Annotated in this window: 10 protein-coding genes; 9 read left to right on the top strand and 1 reads right to left on the bottom strand. The window is 40.5% G+C overall.

What is annotated here, in order from left to right; translation table 11 throughout:
• Positions 1-24: 24 nt before the first annotated feature.
• The 5 genes from BVH04_RS19165 to BVH04_RS19145 all read left to right on the top strand — a co-directional run bounded on the left by BVH04_RS19165 (position 25) and on the right by BVH04_RS19145 (position 14,564).
• A complete protein-coding gene (locus BVH04_RS19165) occupies positions 25-3,234 on the top strand; it encodes a SusC/RagA family TonB-linked outer membrane protein (RefSeq protein ID WP_086543097.1) in 3,210 nt (1,069 codons plus the stop codon).
• A 13-nt stretch (positions 3,235-3,247) separates the two neighbouring features.
• The gene (locus BVH04_RS19160) at positions 3,248-4,987 is read left to right on the top strand and encodes a RagB/SusD family nutrient uptake outer membrane protein (protein ID WP_086543088.1); all 1,740 of its coding nucleotides are present in this window, start codon (positions 3,248-3,250) and stop codon (positions 4,985-4,987) included.
• Positions 4,988-5,831: 844 nt separating this feature from the next.
• Complete coding sequence (locus tag BVH04_RS19155; RefSeq protein WP_086543087.1) at positions 5,832-9,119, top strand: SusC/RagA family TonB-linked outer membrane protein; 3,288 nt, start codon at positions 5,832-5,834, stop codon at positions 9,117-9,119.
• Positions 9,120-9,164: 45 nt separating this feature from the next.
• A complete protein-coding gene (locus BVH04_RS19150) occupies positions 9,165-10,898 on the top strand; it encodes a RagB/SusD family nutrient uptake outer membrane protein (protein WP_086543086.1) in 1,734 nt (577 codons plus the stop codon).
• A 141-nt stretch (positions 10,899-11,039) separates the two neighbouring features.
• A complete protein-coding gene (locus BVH04_RS19145; protein WP_086543085.1) occupies positions 11,040-14,564 on the top strand; it encodes a VCBS repeat-containing protein in 3,525 nt (1,174 codons plus the stop codon).
• A gap of 516 nt (positions 14,565-15,080) precedes the next feature.
• Here BVH04_RS19145 and BVH04_RS19140 read toward each other — a convergent pair.
• Positions 15,081-15,842 (bottom strand): creatininase family protein, encoded by a 762-nt coding sequence (locus BVH04_RS19140; protein WP_086543084.1) that lies wholly within the window; start codon positions 15,840-15,842, stop codon positions 15,081-15,083.
• Between the two features lie 437 nt (positions 15,843-16,279).
• Between BVH04_RS19140 and BVH04_RS19135 the strand changes: the two genes are divergently transcribed.
• The 4 genes from BVH04_RS19135 (at position 16,280) to BVH04_RS19120 (ending at position 20,125) form a co-directional block, all read left to right on the top strand.
• On the top strand, positions 16,280-17,263 hold the full coding sequence (locus BVH04_RS19135) for an isoaspartyl peptidase/L-asparaginase family protein (protein WP_086543083.1): 984 nt from the start codon (positions 16,280-16,282) through the stop codon (positions 17,261-17,263).
• Positions 17,260-18,003 carry a copper homeostasis protein CutC gene (locus BVH04_RS19130; RefSeq protein ID WP_086543082.1) on the top strand — a complete coding sequence of 248 codons (744 nt, stop codon included), beginning with the start codon at positions 17,260-17,262 and terminating at the stop codon, positions 18,001-18,003. Before BVH04_RS19135 ends, BVH04_RS19130 begins: the two co-directional genes overlap by 4 nt.
• Entirely contained in the window at positions 18,000-19,544 is a 1,545-nt protein-coding gene (locus BVH04_RS19125; RefSeq protein ID WP_086543081.1) for an FG-GAP repeat domain-containing protein, read from the top strand. The genes BVH04_RS19130 and BVH04_RS19125 overlap by 4 nt, the downstream gene beginning before the upstream one ends.
• Before the next feature lie 119 nt (positions 19,545-19,663).
• Entirely contained in the window at positions 19,664-20,125 is a 462-nt protein-coding gene (locus BVH04_RS19120; protein ID WP_086543080.1) for a CBS domain-containing protein, read from the top strand.
• Positions 20,126-20,204: the final 79 nt, after the last annotated feature.

Genomic DNA, 20,204 nt, shown 5'->3' with positions numbered 1-20,204 from the left:
TTGTTACCAAATCTATCTATGTTTATGAAAAATATTTACAAAAAGCTAAGTGCACTTATGATGCTCTTGGCGATTTCCAGTACGGTTGTACTCGCTCAAATCAATGTTTCAGGAAAGGTTTTAGATGAATCTGGCTTTGGACTGCCAGGTGCAACTGTGACTATAAAAGGAACAACTACAGGGGTTGTATCTGATATTGATGGAAATTACAGTATTGAAGCTCCTTCTAATGAATCAATACTTGTATTCTCTTTCGTTGGGTATGCTACATTGGAAGAAGTGGTTCGGAACAGATCCTCGATCAATGTTCAATTGGAACTATCAGAAAGTTCACTTCAGGAGATTGTTGTGACTGGTTATGGAGCTCAGTCTAAAAGAGATATTACCGGGGCTGTAACCACAGTGGATACAGACGAATTGCTCTCAATTCCAGCGACTACATTTGCTCAGCAGCTTCAAGGAAGAGCTGCCGGTGTGAACATTGTCAACGATGCTACTCCAGGTGGTGAAGCGACTGTTCGTATCAGAGGCTTTGGTACCATCGGCAACAATAATCCTTTATATGTGATTGACGGTGTACCTACAGAGAGACAAGGCAATCTAAACCCCGCCGACATTGAATCTATTCAAGTATTGAAAGACGCCTCTGCTGCCTCTATCTATGGGTCAAGAGCTGCAAACGGAGTGGTTATTATTACTACTAAAAGAGGGAAAGTAGGTAAGACATCAATTTCATTCAATACCTATTATGGAACTCAGCAGTCAGGGAATTCTGTGGATGTGTTGAATTCAGCAGAACTTGGTCAGTACTTATATCTAGCTGATATCTATGCCGGTAAAACTCCAACTCACGGACAGTACACTTTTGGTCCTAATGGAGAAGTAGGGATTCCTGATTATGTTTTCCCAAGTGGAGCTATGAATGGTGACCCAGCTACTGACCCTGAGCTTTATTCTTTGAGACCGGGAAATATTTATGCTATCACCAAGTCAGCTGATACCGACTGGTGGGATGAGGTGACTAGATCAGCGGCTATTAAAAATTATCAGATTTCTGCTGCTGGTGGAACTGAGAGCGGTCGATATGCTTTATCAGTTGGTTATTTCAATCAGGAAGGTATCATCAAGTTCATTGGTTATGAAAGATATTCGTTGAGAGCTAACACCGAGTTCAAAGCTCTTAACAATAAATTGACTGTTGGAGAAAACCTTTCGGTAACATTTGACAACAGAAAAGGAGGATTTGGAAATCAGGACGAACAAAATGCCGTATCTGGATCTTACAAGCACCATCCTTTGTTGCCTGTATATGATATCGCTGGCAATTTTGCAGGAAGTAGAGGAGCTAACCTTGGAAACAACTTTAACCCTTTTGCAATCATTTCACGCCAGCAAGACAACAGAACTTACAGAATCAGGGTTTTTGGCAACGCTTATGCTTCTTATGATTTCACAGACAATATCCAGTTTAAAACAAGTCTAGGTATTGATGCAAACATAAGCAGAGGTAGGTACTTAGGTCGCCCTCAGCCTGAATATGTAGAAGGAAACTTCATCAATAGTACCACTGCAACTAGTGACTATCAGTATCAGTGGGTTTGGTCAAATGTCTTAAGCTATACGAAGACGTTCAATGACGTTCACAAGGTGGACGTGTACGTCGGCACTGAAGCGATTAAGGAATTTGGTGAGTCTTTTGAAGCAGGAAGACAAAGATTTGCATTTAACTCCCCTGAAATCCTTAGCTATTTGGATTTAGGTGATGCAACCACAGCATCTAACTCAGGAAACGTATTCAGAGATTACAGCTTGTTTTCTCAGTTTGGTAAATTCAACTATTCTTATGATGATAAATACTTAATTCAAGTTATCGTAAGAAATGATGCTTCTTCTAGATTCTTGTCAGCATCAAGAAGTGCGGTTTTCCCAGCATTCAGTTTGGGATGGAGATTGTCTGAGGAGGCTGCAATCAAATCGGCTTTGCCTTTCGTGACTGATATGAAATTGAGATATGGATGGGGTAAGACTGGAAACCAGGCGATTGGTGATTACAACGCTTTCACTACCTACAGATCTAATATTTTCAACGCAGGATATCCTATTGATGGATCCACTACTTCACCTACCATCGGATTTGATGCACAAAAATTCGGAAATCCTAATGCTAAATGGGAAACAACTACTTCTAACAACCTAGGATTGGACGTTTTGATGTTTGGTGATAAGGTTAATTTGGAGTTTGATGTTTGGCAGCGAGTTACTACAGACATGCTATTTACTATTCCTATTACTTTCACGGCAGGTGATGCATCAGCTCCTTCTTCAAATGTGGGTCAAATCACAAACAAAGGAATTGACCTAAATCTAGGTTATAAAAACACTGCTGGAGGTGGAGATTTTAGTTACAGTGTTTCTGGTAATATCTCAGTTTATAGAAATGTGGTGGATAAATTGGACGACAATGAAGGTACCAGATTCTTCGGATTTGGATCAAGAGTACCGGCGGTAACATTGACTCAGGCAGGATTGCCATTGTCCTCTTATTATGGTTTCAATGTCTTAGGAATATTCCAAACTCAGGAAGAGGCTAATTCTCATGCTACTTACGGAAGCTATAATGCTCCGGGTAAATTCAAAATAGAAGATGTAAATAACGACGGAGAGATTACTGACCTCGACAGAACCGTAATTGGAAATCCTCATCCAGACTTTACCTATGGTATCAATTTGAATTTGGGTTACAAGAACTTTGAGTTTACCATTTTCGGTAATGGTTCTGTAGGTAATGATATCTTTAACTATGTTCGTTACTTCGCTGATTTCAACACGTTCCAAGGTAACAGATCAAAAGATGCTCTTTATAATGCATGGCAACCAAGCAACCCATCGGCGCCAAAGTCGCAGTGGGTAGCAGCTAATCCGAATGCAACAGCTCCTATTATGGATGCGAATGATCAAGTAAGTAGCCGTCCATCAAGTTACTTTATTGAGGATGGTTCTTATTTCCGAATCAGAAACATTCAATTGACTTATAATTTGCCAGCTGCTGCCTTATCTAAAATTGGGTTTGGTCGAGCATCTTTATATGTACAGGGACAAAATCTAATAACTATTACCAAATACTCAGGTTTAAATCCAGAGATTCAGACAAATACTGATAATACACTCGGATTTGATGGAGGATATATGCCGGTATCAAAGAATTTCCTGGTAGGTCTTAATCTAAATTTCTAAATATATTTCTGTTATGAAAACGATATATAAATTACTGTCATTTGTAATTTTTCTACTCGTTACAATTAGTTGTAATGATGAATTCTTAACAAATGAGCCACAAGGACAATTCTCATCCCAAGGATTGGCTACTGAATCAGGAGTGGAAGGAATTCTTTTGGGATCTTATAAAATGCTTTCAGGTACTGGACTAGATGGCCAGGCTGCATGGGAAAATGATATTCAAAACTGGGTGTTTGGTGGTATAGCTTCAGATGATGCTTATAAGGGCACAGATGCAGGTGATCAGCCTGAGCAGTCTTTTATTGAAGCGTACGATTTCCAGGCTTTCAATGGTCACGTCAGAAATAAATGGAGAGGCCTTTACAAAGGTGTTGCAAGAGCAAATGATGCACTTAATACCTTGAAATTAGTAGAGAATGTCAGTGAAGCTACGAGGACTCGTATCATAGCTGAAGCAAGATTCTTAAGAGGATTTTTCCATCTTGAAGCTAGAAAAATGTGGAAAAGCCCTCCATATATCAGTGATGAGATTTTTGATATCAATGATGTAGAAAGCACAAAGGTTCCTAATGATGTGGAAATCTGGCCTGCAATAGAAGCCGATCTTCAAGCTGCTATGGAAAAACTACCTGAGACGCAAGCTCAAGTAGGAAGACCTACTAAATGGGCTGCTATGGCATTGCTGGCAAAAGCTAAAATGTACCAGGGATGGGATGCAAACGGAAATGCCAACACTGCCAAACTTACTGAAGCTAAGGCGCTTTTGGATCAAATCGTAAATAGCGGAAAATTCACGCTTGTAGATAAATTCCAAGACAACTTTTTGGTTGCTACTCGTAACAATGCAGAGTCTATCTTTGAAATTCAATATGCGATAAACAGTGCAAACGACCAAGCTTCAAATCAGGGAGTGGGTCTTGCGCATCCATATATCGATCCATGGGGATGTTGCGGGTTCTATCAAGCTTCTCAAAACTTGGTGAATGCTTTCAAAACATCTGCTTCTGGACTTCCTCTTTTGGACAACTTCAATAATTCAGATGTGACTTGGCAAACTGAATATACTGGTTTCCTAGATCCTAGAATCGATCATTCTTTAGGTAGACCAGGTATTCTTTTCAAAGATTTCAAAATTCACGGTACTGATTTCGTAAGAGATCTTTCTTACGCAGGCCCTTATTCTTCTATGAAGCATGTGGCAGAAAAAGCAGCTTTTGGTATTGGCGGATGGGGTAATCTGACAGCTAATAACTACAGGATCCTGCGTTACAGCATGGTTTTACTATGGCTGGCTGAAGCTGAAGTTGAGATTGGAAGCCTTGACAGAGCAAGGCAATTGGTGAATCAGGTCAGAACTAGAGCTGCAAATCCAGATAGTTTCGTTCCTAAAGCTATCCAAGGAAGTTCAAGAAATGATTTCACCATCGTGGATGGAGTACCAGCTGCGAATTACAACATCAAAACGTATGATGTTTCATGGACTGACAAAGATCTTGCTAGAAAGGCTGTAAGATTCGAAACTAGACTTGAGTTTAGCATGGAAGGACATCGTTTCTTTGATCTTCAAAGATGGGGTGTTTCTGCCCAGGTTTTGAATGATTACCTGGCTGTTGAGAAAACTAAGCGAGTGTACTTAAGTGGAAAAACATTTACCAAGAATAAAAATGAATATTTTCCTATTCCACTTGAGGCCATTGACAGATCATTAAAAGGAGGCGAACCTACCTTGACTCAGGATCCAAATTATTAATTTGGTCTAGTTCAAATTTTAAAGAGTCTATCGGAGAATATCTTGATAGACTCTTTTTTTTGTTTTAGGAATTTTCCGAATTTAACTTGTCCTATTTCATTTCAAAGGATTTTTCCAATGCAAGTCTTTCATTTGAAGAGTCTGGGATGGCATGATGGAACTATGGCTAAGGTTTTTATGGACTGGCAATGGTTGCTGTTGAAAGTAGACAAACAGTGTTCGCTTTATTGCAGTTGGACAAGGCTACTTACGCCAGCGAATTAATTTATCAGAAAGGATTGGTGAATCCGATTTTCTAAGAAATCAGGTCATCTGATGAATTTTTCCGAATATTTAAGCCAAGTGTTACCAATAATGAAAAATAAGTAACAATTATTTAATATTTCACCTAAGTACCTAAGGAAATAACAGTCAATTGAATTATTTCTATTTTTGGTAAATCCGATATTTAGGCTAAATTAGAGCCGTATTAATGGTCAGTGGTGTAGATTTGAGTGGAGTTTCAATACAATCCCAAATTTAATTTTTGCAGTTGCGTTTGAATTTCGTTTTAGAATCTTTAACATTGATGATTAAGTGATAAAACGTAACCCAAAATATCTGCCTATGACCTATTCTACTTAATAATTAGTGTGTCCTCCACCTTGCAGCATCACTTACAGGTGCTCTCAAACCTAAGGTTTCTTAATTAGTTGGTTTCTGAAAAAACCGCGGTATAGTCGCAAAAGTATCCTGTAGATCGGGAGATTTCCTTTGGCTATTATTTTGAGTAAAGTCGCAATCGTTTGCGATAAAATATTAAAAAGACAAGTTTTTGCAATTAATCTTGTTACCCAATCTATCTATGTTTATGAAAAATTTTTACAAAAATCTAAGTGCACTTTTAGTGCTCTTAGTCCTAACCGGTGCGGCTGCCTTTGCGCAAAAAACCGTTACTGGTACTGTGTTAGACGAGTACGATGTTGGACTTCCTGGGGTTACAGTTCTTGTGAAGGGAACGACAACTGGTACAGCTACAGATATTGATGGGAAATTCTCCCTCAACGTGCCAAATGATCAATCTGTTTTGGTTTTCTCTTTTATAGGTTATAAAGCTTTTGAGCAGCCTGTAGGAAACAGAAGCATCGTTGATATTAAAATGGCTCCTGACGAAAGAACTCTTACTGAATTGGTAGTAACTGGTTACACCATCGACAGCAGAAGAGAAACTACGGGAGCTATTGCAACTGTAGATCCTAAAGATCTGAGTGTAATCCCTACAGGTAACGTGGAACAAGCCCTTCAAGGTCGAGTTTCTGGTTTGACAGTTATTACAAACGGCCAGCCGGGAACCTCGTCAATAGTTCGTGTTCGTGGTTTCGGTGCCTTCGGTGGTAACGAGCCACTTTACGTGGTGGATGGAGTGCCTGTGGGAAACACAGACTTCCTGAATCCAGATGACATCGAATCTACTACAGTTTTGAAGGATGCGGCTGCAGCGTCCATTTATGGAGCAAGAGCTGCAAACGGCGTGATTATCTACACCACCAAAAAAGGGAGAAGAGGAAATCAAAAGATTCGTGTAGACTACAATGGTATGTTTGGGGTCACTACCCCTGGAGTAGGCTTAGAAATGATGAATCCTCAGGATTTTGCAACGACCACTTGGTTAGCAGAAACAAACCAAGCTAGAATAAGTAATCGAGCACCTAATTATGGACATCCACAATTTGGTTCAGGTTCAAGCCCAGTACTTCCTTACTACATCAATGTAGGCGGAGTAGCTGGAGTTGCTGGGCCATTCTCAGCAGATCGTCTAGAGGAAGAGCGAGCAAAATATAATGTTGATCCTTCCAAAGGTCCTATCTACCAAGTGGTAAGAGCAGCTACAGGAGAAGGAACTGACTGGTATGGTGCCTTGACAAGAAATGCTCCATTGAACAGACAATCAATTGGTTTGAATGGCGGATCTGAGACTAGTAGATTCTATATTGGTTTTGGATATCAAGATCAGGCAGGTATCATGATTGGAAATAACTTTAAGCGTATTACTTTCAGAGCTAACTCTGAATTTGATGTGACCAAAAAGTTAAGAATCGGTGAAAACTTTCAGGCTACCTACCGTCAGGTATTAGGCCAGCAAGGTGGTACCGGCGGTAGAGGCGTTTCAGATGATGAGAATGATATTCTTCAAGCTTTCCGTATGCCATCTATAATTCCTGTTTATGATGAGTTTGGTGGATATGCTGGAACTGCGGCAAGAGGTTTCAATAACCCACGTAATCCAGTTGCAAGTAGAGATGGTCAAAATGATAACAGAGGTTATTCAGCGAGTGCTTTTGGTAACGTTTATGCAGAATATGATATCTTGGACAACTTGACATTTAGAACTGCTTTAGGAATTAATTATGGAACTAGTTACTTTTGGAACTATTCTAGATTGCAGTATGAAAACTCAGAAAATAATTCGGCCTTTGGATACAGCGAAGGCTCTTCATTTGGTTTCGGATGGACATTTACCAATACTGTTTCGTGGAAGGAAACCTTTGGAAAGCATGCCTTTGATGTGCTTATCGGACAAGAAGCATTAAACGACGGTGTAGGTCGTGGTATTAATGCATCAGGGCAGAATCCTTTTTCAACTGATATTGATTTCATCAATATTTCTAACCTTCCAGTTCCTACGAGACAAGTAAATTCAGGTTTTGGTCGCGGAGTAAACTTCAGTTCTTACTTTGGTCGTCTAAACTATACCTACAATGATAAATATCTCTTCAGTGGTGTAATTAGACGTGATGGATCTTCTAGATTCGGATCAAACAATAGGTACGGTGTTTTTCCTGCATTTTCTGCAGCATGGAGACTTTCTTCAGAAGGATTCCTATCTAGCGCTACTTGGATTGATGATTTGAAAATCCGTGGTGGTTGGGGACAAATGGGTAACTCGAATAATGTGGATCCAAATAATCAATACTCATTATTCGGTGGAAACGTTGGAGCTTCTTCTTATGATATCACAGGTTCAAACTCTTCGGCCATTATCGGATTTAGAAGAACTCGTATTGGTAACCCGGATGCACGATGGGAAACTGCTGAGACCACAAACATTGGATTTGATGGTACCTTCTTCAATGGCAAATTAGATGTGATTTTTGATTGGTGGAAAAAAGACACTAAGGACTTATTATTCCAAGTACCAATTCCTTTGACTGCGGGAAGCAACGCTTCGCCACCAGCTGTGAATATTGGATCAATGCTAAACAGAGGACTTGATCTTTTGGTCACGACTCGGGGTAATCTTTCTTCTGATTTCACTTATGAGCTTACTTTCACAGGTTCGATATTGAAGAATGAAATTGTATCCCTTGCTCCTGGCTTGAATATCATTACTAGTGCGAATCCATCTTATAGAGGAATTCGTCCAATTAGAAATTCAGTAGGTCAGCCACTTTCTACCTTCTTTGGATACAATACCCTTGGATTGTTTAGTAATGCCGAGGATGTAGCTAATCATCCAACCCAGGATGGTGCAGCTCCAGGTAGATTCAAGTTTGAGGATACGAATGGAAGAGACGCTGAAGGTAATTTGACTGGTTTGCCAGATGGAAAAATTGATCCTGATGATCGAATCAATTTGGGTAATCCAATTCCTGACTTCACTGGTGGTGTAAACTTCACCGTTGGATACAAAGGATTTGATTTGTCAGCCTACTTGTATACTTCTATCGGTAATGAGGTTTGGAACCAATCTAAGTGGTTTACGGATTTCTTCCAGACATTCGAAGGGGCAGCAATCTCTGAGCGACTAAAGGGTGCTTGGACTCCTGACAATTTGAATGCTACCATCCCAGTCGTAGAAAAGACTTCAAACTTCTCTACTTCTAACGTTGAAAATTCATTCTACGTAGAAAATGGTTCGTATCTAAGACTGCAGAACGTAACCTTAGGTTATACATTGCCAGCTCCAATATTGGAAAGATGGAAAATGGAGAGACTGAGAGTATTTGCCTCTGCAAATAACTTGTTCACTATCACAGGTTATGAGGGATTGGATCCTGCAGTTGGTGGTGATGCTGATTTGACATTTGGTATTGACGTTGGTAACTATCCAGTTACTCGTGGTTATACTGTCGGTGTGAATCTTAGCTTCTAAGTATTGATAAATCGAGTTATAGAAACTATAATTGATTAAAAAAAAATGAAGAATTATAAATTAAAAATCGGAGCGTTATTCGCATCAGGGATGATGATGGTAGCAGTGAGTTGTAGCGATGATTTTCTAGATGTCGCGCCGACAGGACAGTTGGCGGAGGCTCAGTTATCCACGTTAGCAGGTATAGACGCATCTTTGATTGCGGCCTATTCTCAGGTAAACGGTCGAGGAAATAGATTAGGATCTCCTTCCAATTGGGTTTGGGGTAGCATTAGAGGTGGTGAAGCGAATAAGGGTACTGACCCTGGAGATTTCACTACAATTAATCCAATTCAAAGATTTGAGATCAATGCAGCATCAGGTGACGTTGGATCCAAATGGAACGTGGCTTATGAAGGAATTGCACGGGCAAATAACGTGCTAAGGCTTTTAGCTAAACCAGGTCCAGATGTCACTCCAAATGATGTAAAGCGGATATCTTCTCAGGCAAGATTCCTTAGAGCGCATTACTATTTTGAATTGAAGCGTGATTATGGTAACACACCTTATGTAGATGAGACTATAGATTATGGAAGTGGTCTTGAGGATGTTGTGAATAATATTGACTTGTGGCCACTTATTGAAGCGGATATGAAGTTTGCTGTTGATAACCTTTCTGCTACTCAGCCTCAAGTTGGTCGGGTTAATTCTTGGGCAGCAAAAGCCTATTTGGGAAAAATCTATCTGTATCAGAAAAAATTTGCTGAAGCTAAAACGCTTTTCACTGATGTGATTACCAATGGTGTAACCAGCAATAACCTGAAATATGGTTTGGTTCCCTATTATGATGACATGTTCAGAGGTAAAAATGATAACCACCAAGAATCTGTTTGGGCTTATCAAGCTGCTGCCGGTACTGGATCAGTTTCGAATGCGAACCCAGAATTTGATTTGAATTTCCCATACAATACCGGTCCATCTGGTCCGGGTAACTGTTGCGGATTCTTCCAGCCGAGCTTTACTTTCGTGAATGCGTTTAGAACTACTGCTGCCGGTCTACCATTGTTGGATAGAACTTACAATGCTCCGGCTAACAGAGTGAAGAATGATATGGGAATCCAAACCGCAGACCCTTTCACTCCGGACACAGGAAATTTAGACCCTCGTTTGGATCATACAGTAGGTAGAAGAGGTATTCCTTACCTAGATTGGCAAGATTTTCCAGGCGCTGCTTGGATCAGAAATCAACCAAATGGAGGCCCTTATTCTCCTAAGAAATATGTTTATGCTAAATCAGAACAAGGCTCTTTCCAAGATAACTCTTCATGGACTCCTGGCTATACTGGTATCAACTTTATGATTATTAGATTTGCAGATGTTTTGTTGATGGCTGCAGAAGCTGAAATCGAAACTGGTGGATTAGAAAAGGCTCGTGAGTATATAAATCTTGTTAGAACTAGAGCGATAAATTCTAATCTGAAAAGAGCTAATGGTACTTTGGCTGCAAAATATGTAATCAACACATACGCTGCACCTTTTGCTGATGCTGCTCAAGCTAGGACCGCTGTGCGTATGGAGCGTCTACTCGAGCTCGGAATGGAAGGACATAGATTCTATGATCTAATACGATGGGGTACAGCTCAAGCTGAACTTGACTACTATTTTGCACTAGATGGTGTTCAATTGGCAGCAGCCTTAGGCGGAGCTAACTACACGGATAAGTTCAGTCTGGTTCCTATTCCGCAAGATCAGATTGACCTGGTTGGTTCTGATATTCTAATCCAGAATCCTGGTTTTTGATTTGGTAATTGATATAATTTTAAAAGGGAGACATTTGTCTCCCTTTTTTTGCTTCTACCCACCTAATAAGCTGCGTTTTTATTTCCCTTATGCTCCAAAAGTGCTAATTTCAGCGCAACCCAAGTACCCAACCTATTTACTATGAAGTTCACTTATTCTTGCCTTTTGGTTTTATTCCTTTTGGTTTTTTCCTCTTGCAATAAAGAATCAACATTATTCGAACTTATCCCGCCCAGCAAGACAGGAATTGATTTTAATAATACTATTGTAGAATCAGACTCATTCAACATCCTTACAGATGAATACATCTTTAATGGTGGTGGAGTGGCCGTTGCAGATTTTGACAACAATGGACTTCCTGATCTTTTTTTTACAGGAAATCAGGTTTCTAATAAACTGTATCTGAATTCAGGGAAATTTAATTTTGAAGATGTGACAGAATCGGCCGGTGTTGCTGCTGCTAATCAATGGTGCACCGGTGCAGCCGTAGTAGATATCAACGGAGATGGCTGGATGGATATATATGTTGCCTCAGCCATGAAGCTCGGTCCAGGAGAGCGGAATAACTTGCTTTATGTGAATCAAGGGAAAGATGCAGCTGGGGCTATTTCATTCAAGGAAATGGCTTCTGAATATGGGATTGCTGATTCAGGAAATGCCATGTGGGCAGCATTTGTAGATTATGATTTAGATGGGGATTTGGATTTGTATGTGCTGAATAACGAGCAAAGCCGAAATGTTCCGAGTAACTATCGTCTTAAAATAACAGACGGATCTGCGATTAATAACGATAAGTTCTATCGAAACAATGGGGATGGTTCATTTACGGATGTGACCATTGAAGCAGGCATCACCATCGAAGGCTATGGATTGGGTGTTTTGGTTTCTGATTTGAATAACGATGGCTGGCCAGATATTCATGTCAGCAATGATTATGTGACCAATGATATTCTTTATATCAATAATCAGGACGGCACTTTTTCCAATCAATCCAAAGAAATGCTGAGACATCAAAGCCAATTTTCCATGGGAGCTGATATTTCTGATTTCAACAATGACGCTAAGCCAGATATCATCACGCTGGATATGCTCGGGGAGGATAATTATCGAAAGAAAACCACCATCGGCAATAACTCCTATCAAGTTTATCTCAGCAATGAGCAATGGGGCTATGAGTACCAATATGTTCGAAATATGCTTCAGATGAATAATGGAGCAGATGTTCCATTTAGTGAGATTGGTATGTTGGCAGGTGTATATCAAACCGACTGGAGTTGGGCACCCTTATTTGGAGATGTTGACAATGATGGCCACCGTGATTTATTAGTGACCAATGGCTTTCCAAGAGACATTACAGACAAGGACTTTGCAAACTATCGTGCGGATTTAGGGAATATTGCTACTGACCGACAATTGCTAGATTCCATTCCTATCGTAAAAATCCCAAACTATGCTTACAAAAATAATGGTGATTTAACTTTTTCAGACGAAGGAAAATCATGGGGTTTGAACAAACCATCCTTTTCAAACGGAGCCGCATTTGTGGATCTAGATGATGATGGGGATCTGGATTATGTGGTAAATAATATCAATGACCCAGCATTTGTCTTTGAAAACACACTCAAAAACATTGAAGAGAAGAATAACTATATCAGGCTTAAGCTGAATGGATCGAAGCTTAATCCACAAGGGTTGGGTGCTAAAGTATTGATTACACTTCCAGATGGCAGTAAACTCTATCAAGAGCAGCAAGTCGTGCGAGGCTATATGTCATCGATAGACGAAGTGGTGCATTTTGGAGTAGGAGAAGCGTCTGAAATCCCATCAATTCAAGTGATTTGGCCTGATGGTAAAGAAAGTTCTTTGATCAATGTGAAATCAAATCAGAAGCTTGAATTTGCGTACTCAGATGCTAGGCAAGGAAAGAATAAATTGGCAGTTATTCCTTCAGAAACAACAAATGCACTTTTTACGGAGGTGTCCTCGGCCAAAGGTTTGGAATACACACATCAAGAGGAGGATAAAGTTGATTACAACATTCAACGGATAATTCCGCACAAATTGAGTCAGTATGGGCCTAGTCTCGCTACCGGTGATGTGAATGGCGATGGACTTGAGGATTTGGTCGTTGGGTCAGCTTCTGGCTTTGCTCCACAGCTATACATCCAAAATAGTGAAGGGATGTTTTCTGCCAAGAATCTGATCCAGGAGGATGGTAATTTCTTTGAAGAAATGGGGATTCTTCTTTTTGACATAGATAACGATTCGGATTTGGATATGTATCTGGTGGGAGGAAGCAATGAGTTTTTGGGAGATGCTACCGAGTATTCGGATCGTTTGTTTTTGAATGATGGGCTTGGAAATTTTACTCTCGACAAGAATTTCTCATCGGTAAAAGCAAGTGGATCTACTGTAAGAGGTGCTGATTTCGATGGAGATGGGTTTATGGATTTGTTTGTAGGAGGCAGAACTCCAGTGGCGCAATATCCATTTCCTGATAAAAGCTTTCTTCTTAAAAACATCAACGGGCAACTTCAGGATGTAACGGATGAAATTGCTCCGGGGCTTCGTAAAGTGGGTATGGTCACGGATGCTGTGTGGTCAGATGTGGATGCTGATGGCTTGGTTGACTTGATAGTGGTCGGAGAGTTGATGGAGATATCCGTTTTCAAAAATACTGGTGAAAAGCTTACTAAGCTTGAAAACACAGGTCTTGAAAATTACTTGGGTTGGTGGAATTCCATCACTTCAGGCGATTTTGATCAGGATGGCGATACTGACTTTGTAGTAGGAAATCTAGGAGAAAATAATTCGCATCACCCAACGGCTGAAAGACCTGTAAAAATCTATGCAAAGGATTTTGACAATAATGGCAGTGTTGATCCCATCACTTTTGCATACTACAAGGATAGGGAGGGTAATTATAACTCGTTCCCAAGCCACTTTTGGGGCGATCTATATGGACAAAGTACGTTGTTTAGAAGGAAATACGAGCGGTACAAGTTGTATGCTTTGAGTACTGAGGCGACAATTTTCTCAGAAGAAGAGAAAAAGGATGCCTTGATTCTCACTGGGAATTACGATAAGACGGCTTACATAGAAAATCTAGGCAACGGAAAATTTGAGGTGAAAAGGCTGCCAACTAAAGCACAGATCGCGCCAGTGAATGGACTTGCAACTTGGGATGTCAATGGCGATGGATTTCCTGATGTAGTAATGATAGGGAATGACTATGGGAATGAGATTTTTGTAGGCCGCCTTGATGCTCATTTAGGATTGGTTTTATTGGGCGATGGAAAAGGTGAATTTACTCCCATGAGTCCACAGGAAAGTGGTTTTGTGGTTCCGGGTGATGGAAAAGCCTTGGTAAAAATGGCTTCCGCGCAAGGTGGTTCTCTTTTTGTCGCATCCCAAAACCGAGGAAAACTCTTGATGTTCCAGCATACAAATAGCGATGATAGTCGTTCACTTACTCCAGGTCAGGATATAATGGCTGTAATTTTGGAATTGGAAAATGGTCAAAAACAGCGAATTGAAACCAGTCTTGGGTCTGGATTCTTATCCCAATCAGGAAGAGAAGTGATTCTTCCAAAAGGAGTTAAAGGAATTCAATTGCAGGATTATAAAGGGAATATCAAGGATGTAGATATGAATACGCTGGAATGATTATTTCAAGATCACATAATTCATTGTGACTGTTCGCTCTGTTGCACGTAAATGGTTGGAATCAATGTTAGAGGATCAGTTTCGGCTACTCCCCCTTTCCAAAGGGGGCTTAGGGGGATTTTTACATGTGAAAGCCAAATATATTATTGATACGTGCAAGATCACGGATACTCATTTAATACGTTCCGTATATACGCTTTTCTGCCAGTAAGCGAATTCTTTTTGGTCAATGGGGTGGAAGACCGATGACCGAAGTAAACCAGATTTTATGTGTCTTTGGATTTTCGATCTTATAAATTTTCTACTGGCAAGATTCCGTATAATCATTTAATACATTTCGCATTTACACATCGCACTTGAGGTAATTCGCATATTACTATCTTTTTTATCCTTACGTCGAAGAAAAACTAAAGTAGAATTTGTTTAAAACTAACATTTGGCATCTTCGGTCTCCAGTCTTATTCGTCTTCTGTAAGACAGCGCTTTTTCCATAATGATGTGTTAAGGATAATCGTGTTATTTATATAATTCCCCCGTCTTTGCCTCGCAGATATCCAGCATTAGTTGAGCAACTTTATCGGTAACATCTTCAAAATATTTCTTTCCTTTTTCAGGGGAGGATTTTTTTGGATTGCCTATTCCAGTGTCTGCCGATACTTCGGACCATTTGCGTTCGGCCCAAGCCCATTTTTCCTGAATGCCTTTGATTGCGGATTTCTTCTCAGATCCATCTCCAGCTTCCTCAAGTGGCAAAACTAATTCAGGATGCAGATGCATGATGATGGAAGTTTCCATTTCGTCTGCATGATCGCCCAGTTCCTCAAAATACTTGGTTTTATCTAATGCCTGAAACCAGTTGCAAGTGAAAAGCATCATCTCAGGAAACTTCAACCCAAGCTCTCTAAGCATCGTTTTGAAATCATTACCACCATGACTATTTACAATCAGAAGCTTCTTAGTTCCTTGTCGATCAAGTACCGTGATGATGTCCTTTAGAATCATCAGCTGCGTGCTGGGATTCAAATTGATGTCTAGGTAAATATCCGATTGCCCTGTGTTTACCCCAAAAGGAATCGTGGGCATAATGGTGACATTAGCGCCTTTTTCCCAAGCTTTCTTTCCTGACTCTGCAGCTACAGCATCAGCTTCATATACATCTGTACCATATGGCATGTGATAGTTATGCGCTTCAGTTGCTCCCCAGGGTAAAACTGCCAGTTCAAAACGATGATTTTCAAGTGTTTTCCAGTTGGATTCTGCGAGTAGGTAAGGTTTCATGGACTATAAATATTTTCTTTCGTGTATTGTTATTCAGTTGTTGGAAATGTAATCAGATTAGTACTTCTCCACAAAACATATATCATTATTCGTGTATCATTTTACCTGTCAGTAGTAGAATAAAAGCATTATAGGGTTTTGAAAACACTAGCGAATTCGCCACTTCGGTCACCCGTCTTCGGCCTGACTCGCTGTGGCGGGTCTTCCAGCCATTTAATCAAGGAACTTAAGTTTACTGGCCTAATTCTGAATAACGGATCATAAATTGACTGAATTTTAGGCGATTTGAGATCCGTAAGCTTACGAAGTCAACTTTTTGAAAGTAGGGGGAATTGCGGATAATCAAATTCAACAATTGATTTTAAAGGAAATGAAGGATGGTAAGTTGAAATAGCCCCATTTTTAATAATTTGAAGCCTGATTCTAAATTAACTCGAATGTCACATAGAAGAAAGTTTATCAAGCAATCACTTTTAGGATCTGCTTTATTAATACCCGGAGTTTCTACCATTTCTGAAGCAAAAGCAACTTCACTTTTCAAAGGTGAAAAACCTCTGATCTTATCCACTTGGAATCATGGATTGCCTGCAAATGCTGCGGCTATGGAAAAATTGAAGGCAGGCGGAAGTATAGTGGATGCCGTCGAGACGGGCGTGAGAGACACTGAATTGGATCTGAGCAACTTGTCTGTAGGTTTGCAAGGCTTACCTGATCGAGAAGGGATCACGACACTTGATGCTTCTATTATGTCAGGCGACGGGTCTTGTGGCGCAGTGGCTTTTGTACGACAGGTAAAGCACCCGATTTCCTTGGCACGAGTGGTGATGGAAAAGACCCCCCATGTAATGATTGTGGGTGAAGGTGCCAAACAATTGGCAATTGCCGAAGGTTTTCCAATAGAAAAAGAAGAGCTAAGCCCAAATGCGAAAAAGGAATATTTGAAGTGGAAAGAAACTAGCCAGTACAAGCCAGTTATTAATATTGAAAATCACGATACCATCGGGATGATCGGAATGGATGCCAAAGGAAATCTAGCAGGAAGCTGTACCACAAGTGGACTTGCCTATAAAATGCATGGTAGAGTGGGAGATAGCCCCATAATTGGTGCAGGTTTGTTTGTAGACAATGAAGTAGGGGCTGCTACGGCCACTGGGCTGGGAGAATCTATAATCAGAATCTGTGGAAGCTTTTTGATTGTGGAATTGATGCGTCATGGACGAACTCCGCAGGAAGCTTGTGAAGAGGCTGTGAAGAGATTGATCGCAAAAAACAAGAATATTAAAGATTTACAAGCTGGTTTCCTTGCCATAAATAAAGACGGAGAAGTGGGAGCTTACGCGGTACATCCGGGTTTCAACTTTGCGCAAGCAACACTAAAAAGCAATGTTATGATCGATTCTAAATCACATTTCAACGGATGAGTAAAATAATCTTAGAAGTTCCGGTTTTCAACCTGGAAGCAGCACTTGATGCGGCTGAGTTTGGCATTGATCGTTTAGAGCTCTGCGCTAATTTTCCCGAAGGAGGAGAGACTCCAAGTGTAGGAATGCTAAAGTTTTTGAAAACTGAGATTGATATTCCGGTATTTGTGATGATTCGGCCGAGGGGTGGCGACTTCGCTTATTCTCAGAAGGAATTGATGGTGATGAAGAGAGACATAGAATTGCTGGGTGAGCAGGGTGCAGATGGTTTTGTGTTTGGTGTGTTGGATAATCAAGGCTTTGTGAATATTGATTCTTGTAAGTCACTCTTGCGAGCTGCTTCTGGGAAGCCATGCACCTTTCATCGTGCATTTGATGCTTCTGCTGATTATTTCGATTCCTTGGAGAAAATCATTTCATGTGGCTTTGATCGTATTTTGACTTCTGGGGGTAAAAATTCGGTTACTGACGGGCTGGAAACCCTTAAAGAATTATTGCTGAAAGCTCAAGATAGAATCAGCATCATGCCCGGTGGGGGGACAAAACCTGAGCATGTTTTTGATTTGAAAAAAACTGGGTTCTTGAAAGAAGTCCACGCCTCGTGCAAAACCTGGAAGCCTTCTACAAATCAATTTTTCAATCCGGAAGTGTCATTTTCCGATGATTCAAAATCCTTCACACACCACATCAGAATAGATAAGGAAGTCGTTAATCAGTTTTTGAAGGTAATAGGGAAATGAAGTTGAGAAGTCTGATTGTTTTAATTATAGTAGTGCTATCCTATTCCTGTAATCCAATTTCGGAGCGGAAGCAACCACCTCCTACACTGGAGCAATTGGCTTCTACCGACTTGAATCTGAATGGAGAGCAGCTTGCAAATGCCTATTGTGCGAGTTGTCATATCAAGCCAGAGCCGGAGATTTTGGATAAAACCACCTGGAAGGAAGATGTGCTTCCCGATATGCGCAAGCGAATGGGGCTCGTTTTGCCAGAGGACTTTGGGCAGACATTGCCTGAAGATTTGGGTGCCCCTGCAGGAGTATATTCTAAGGTTCAATTAATTCGAGCAAAAGACTGGGATAAAATTCTTGCCTATTACCTGGAACATGCGCCAGACTCTCCTTTGCCACAGGCAAAAAAAGCAGAGCCCACTAAAGGAATTCCTGGTTTCCGAGTTTCACGACCAGACTTCCATAGAATAAAGGGAAATCTATCTACTATGCTTCGGGTTCATCCCAAAACAGGCGACCTATGGCTCGGAGATCGTTTAAAAATGATTTATATCTTAGATCCTGAAAATGGATTTCAGATAAAGGATTCTATTCCAACTGAAGTAGCTCCGGTGGATATCACATGGAATGATGATGATACTTTTGAGTTGCTGACGATGGGAAGAATGGATCCATCCAATGATACCTTAGGCAAGGTTTCGGGATTTTGGAAGGAAGCTCAGGATTGGAAAAGTGACGAGCTTTTGACCAAGTTAATCCGTCCAGTAAATCTTGCTATTGCAGATTGGAATGGGGATGGAGAAATGGATAGGGTGGTTTCACAGTTTGGGGATCACTTTGGAAAGATGAGTATTTATCTGTCGGGCTCTACTGGTCCAGCCGAAGTGATTTTACGTCCTGAGCCTGGAGCCAGGCGTGCGCTTGCTGTTGATTTTGATGGGGACGGAGATTTGGACGTGCTAGGACTAATGGCTCAGGCAAAGGAAGGAGTTTATGTTTGGTTGAATGAGGGAGGGAATCAATTTAAAGAGAAGACGTTGCTTCGCTTTCAGCCAGCTTTTGGATCCAGCGACTTTCGGTTTGAGGACGTGAATAAGGATGGTCACAAAGACATTATTGTCGTGAATGGGGATAATGCAGATTTGTCACAAGTGCTCAAGAATTACCACGGTGTTCATGTTTTTTTCAATAATGGACAAAATGAATTTGAAAGGTCTTGGTTCTATCCGATGTATGGAGCAAGTGGAATTGAAATAGCGGATTTTGATGGGGACGGTGATCAGGATTTCTTTGTGCTGTCTTTCTTCCCCGATGATTCGCAAGTTCCAAAGCAGAACCTGATTTATTTCAGACAAAATGAGGAAGGTGAATTTGATCCGTTTGTGCTGAGTGAAAACGTTGATGGAAATTGGCTCACCATGACTTCTGGCGATACTGATTTGGATGGCGATATTGACCTAATGGTTGGTTCGTTCGAGTTTGATGACCTTTATAAAAGGGCAACTAAATCTTGGAAGCCATTTATTTACTTGGAGAATAAGATGAACTAAAATTTCGAGATAGTACTATATTTAAAAATATAGTACTGATTAATCATATTTCTTAAACTATAATTTTTAATTTCGGAGTAATATCGGTAATTTATTCTCTCACCTTTAATTTTTAACCAATGGTAAAAAGTTTTCAAGGGGTTAGAATGGCAGAACCCAAAAAAGCCCCGATTCCGCAAATCCTTGTCAAAGAGTACATGAGTACTAACTTGATCACCTTCAAACCAGATGATTCAATTGATCAGGTGATGGAAATATTTACTAAGCGAAAGATTTCTGGAGCGCCAGTGATTGATGCTTCTGGTGCATTGGTTGGTATTATTTCGGAAGTGGATTGTCTCAAAGAGATTATCAAAGGTAAATACACCAACACACCGAAATTCCCAGCTAAAGTAAGTGAGCATATGTCCACTGATGTTCTGACGCTCTCTCCGGATTTGTCAATATTCGATGCAGCTTCTCAATTTTTGCAACATAAAATCCGAAGATTCCCTGTAATGAAAGACGGAAGACTTTTGGGCCAGATTAGTCTAAGTGATGTGATTCGGGCATTTCCTACGTTGAAGCATACCACTTGGTGAAAAGTATTATTGGTAAAAAAGTGAATGCCTCCAACAGGTTAGAATCTTGTTGGGGGCATTTATTCTATTGGTCCATCAA

This window comes from Algoriphagus antarcticus, from assembly GCF_002150685.1.
Classification (GTDB): domain Bacteria; phylum Bacteroidota; class Bacteroidia; order Cytophagales; family Cyclobacteriaceae; genus Algoriphagus; species Algoriphagus antarcticus.
The sequence above is the reverse complement of the archived record's forward strand: the minus strand, read 5'-3'. Positions and strand labels throughout refer to the sequence as shown.